Origin of the sequence: Myxococcus sp. CA039A (assembly GCF_013336645.1) — a bacterium.
In the GTDB taxonomy this organism is placed as follows: domain Bacteria; phylum Myxococcota; class Myxococcia; order Myxococcales; family Myxococcaceae; genus Myxococcus; species Myxococcus llanfairpwllgwyngyllgogerychwyrndrobwllllantysiliogogogochensis.
Map to the genome: position 1 here is coordinate 1 of NZ_JABUMQ010000587.1, position 2,869 is coordinate 2,869.

General features: G+C 69.0%; 2 protein-coding genes. Both read right to left on the minus strand.

The window, feature by feature from the left end; all coding sequences use genetic code 11:
- The coding region (locus HR086_RS46055; protein WP_174468828.1) for a serine/threonine-protein kinase at positions 1 to 1,684 on the minus strand (1,684 nt) is incomplete at its 3' end.
- 118 nt (positions 1,685 to 1,802) lie between these two features.
- The gene (locus tag HR086_RS46060) at positions 1,803 to 2,393 is read right to left on the minus strand and encodes a GAF domain-containing protein (RefSeq protein WP_141647437.1); all 591 of its coding nucleotides are present in this window, start codon (positions 2,391 to 2,393) and stop codon (positions 1,803 to 1,805) included.
- Positions 2,394 to 2,869 lie beyond the last annotated feature (476 nt).

Genomic DNA, 2,869 nt, shown 5'->3' on the forward strand with positions numbered 1-2,869 from the left:
GCTTCAGCACGTAGGTGATGCCGGCGACGCGGCAGGTGGCCTCCATGCAGCCGAAGCCGGGGAAGGGCGCGTCGCCGAACTGGTCCATCCAGCCGATGCCGAGCACCAGCGGTTCGAAGATGGCCCGACGGTCCTTGCCGGTGCCCATGAAGGCCTCCAGCCGGCCCTCGGCGTCCACTGCCAGCTCGAGCGACACCGGGCCGCTTCGGGGCGACTCCATGCCCAGCATCGCGCCCCGGCGCTCACCCAGCGCCCACTCCAGGCGCAAGGGCTCGCCCACTCCGTTGTGCACCAGCGCCACGTAGCGGCCGGTGCTTCCCGTCAGCAGCATGGCCACGGTGGGGGGCGCAGAAGGCTGGTACAGGCTGAACATGTCCCGCAGGCGGCGCTCCCAGGTGGGCGGCGGCGCTTCGGTGAGCAGTTGGCCCGTCAGGCTGAGGATGTCTCCCTCCCGTCGCGTGACGTCCACGCGCACCCGCCCCACGCCCGTCGTGTCGTCCTGCCAGGGGAACACGAGCGTCTTGTCCTCGAGGTTCACCGGCCTGCCGGCGACCACGAGGCTCTGCTCGGCGAGGCCCTCGCCCAACGTCACCTTGCGGCGCTCGGGACCTGCTTCCTCCCGCCCGGGCACGGGCTGGATTCGCGGCTCGCCCAGGTACGCCATGATGGTGGCGCCCGGTGAGGTGGGGACGCGCCGCTCGCCGCTCAGGTAGAACGCGGTGCCCAGCACGAAGCTCGCCGCCAGCACCATCAGCACGGCGACCGTCTGCATCACGACGCGCACGACCTTGCGCACGCCCGCCTTGACGCGCTGCACGCGCGTGAGCTTCACCGGCAGCATCGACGGCAGGCTGCCAGGGACGAGCAGCTCCAGGTCCGCGATGAGCGCCGCGACCGACGGGTAGCGGTCCTCCGGGTCCGGCTTGAGGCACTTGGTGACGATGCTGTCGACGCGCGGGTCCAGCCCCGGCTTGCGCTGGGACGGCGGGTCGAACGTGCCCAGCGGCACCTCTCCGGTCAGCCACTCGTAGAGGATGACGCCCAGCGAGAAGATGTCCGCGCGCGCGTCCGCGTTCTTCGCGTCCACCCGCTGCTCCGGCGCCATGTACGACAGCGTGCCCATGGACACGTGCGTGGACGTCAGCGCGTAGCGCGAGGAGGGACTCGCGTCGTCCAGGAACGAGGCGAGCCCGAAGTCGGACACCTTGGCGATGCCACCCGCCTGCTGGTCCAGCAGGATGTTCTCCGGCTTCAGGTCGCGGTGGATGACGCCTCGGCCGTGCGCGTACTCAATCGCCCGGCAGATTTCGAGCATCCGCCGCAGCGCGCCGAAGATGTCGAGCTGGGGGGCGCGGATCAACTCGCGCAGCGACGGCCCGTCCACGAACTCCATCACCAGGTAGTAGGTGACGTCCGTCTTCCCCTTGTCGACGATGGAGACGACGTTGGGGTGGCTCAGCGCGGCGAGGGCCGCGGCTTCCTTCTGGAAGCGCGCGATGAAGGACGGGTCCTTGGCCAGCTCCGCGTTGAGCAGCTTCACCGCCACCGTGCGACCCAGCGACAACTGGGTGGCCTTGTGGACCTCTCCCATGCCTCCGGTACCCACGAGTTTTTCGAGGCGGTAGCCGCTGATGAGATCCGGGGAACGGGTCCGGCTTATCGCCGTCGGGTCAATGGAGGACATGGCGGTAGGGCAGGGGGGCCGCCAGGGTAACAGAAACGCTCGGCGGAGGTGTCCACGCGCGAGAGAGGGGGTCGCCGATGCCCAGGCTGCCCGGCGACCAGGGGAGCGACTTCGAGTCTCAGTGCCCCGAAGCCGGAGTGCGACCCACCGCCGCGCGCAGGCTGGTGCGGACCTGATCCAACGACGAGCGCATCTGCCCGTGGCGCACCGACGCCGCCACCGCCCGCGCCAGCGACTTCAGGAGCGATACCTCTTCGGGCTTCCACGCCCGGGGACGGCGGCAGTCCTCGAAGACGGCCACCCCCCACCACTGCTGGCGCGAGGGGTTGATGGGGCACAGCAGGATCGACTGCGTCCCCTGGCGCTCCAACAAGTCCCGCATCATGGGCGGCGCGTCACGGGTGGGGCACGCCACCACCATTCCCGCCTCCAGCATGTCCACCCAGCCCGGCGCGAAGTCCCGGAAGGAGAAGGCGCGCAGCACGGGGTTGGCCAGCGCGGACGCGGTGGGCGGCTCCGCCCAGGCGTAGCGCAGGTCCGTCACGAACCGGCCGTACGTCTGCTGCGTGCGGTTCTCGAAGATGTACGCCCGGTCCACGCCCAGCGCATGGCCGACCATCCCCAGGGACTCGACGGCGGTGCTGGGCCCGAGCCCCTTCTCCAGCAAGAGCTTCGAGGCTTCCGACACCTTCGAGAAGGCTTCCACCATGGGGTGACTCCAGGAAAAGACGAATTGCAACGGGTTCCGCAAGTATCCGGAACGGACTGTCATCCTCTGAAGTCACATTAAGCGCGATTACTGTGTTTCTGTCAAATCCCAGTTTTACTGAAAGTCAAGAGTTCGTGCCGCAGACAATGACCCAGGAGGGGTGTAGATGACACAGGTGCTTTTCCGAGCAGGCAGGGCCGGCGACGAAGTGTCCGGGGCAGGACAGACCCTGAAAATGCCACGAGGGCGCCCCCTTGGAAGGGCACCCTCGTGTGGATTCCTCAGAACGAGGAAATCGAGACTACTTGGTCTCGGTGGCGGTCTCGGCCTTGGGGGCCGCCTTCTTGGCCTTCTTGCCAGCCTTCGGCTTGGCCTCGGCGGCGGCGGGCTTGGCCTCCTCGGCCTTCACCTCGGCGGCGGGCGCGGGCTGCGCCTCGGCGGGAGCCGCGACGGGCGCGGCGGCGGCCGGCTTGGCC

What these genes read in the sequence shown, in the direction of transcription:
- HR086_RS46060 (WP_141647437.1), bottom strand. Translation starts at nt 2,393, where the DNA reads ATGGTGGAAGCCTTCTCGAAGGTGTCGGAAGCCTCGAAGCTCTTGCTG.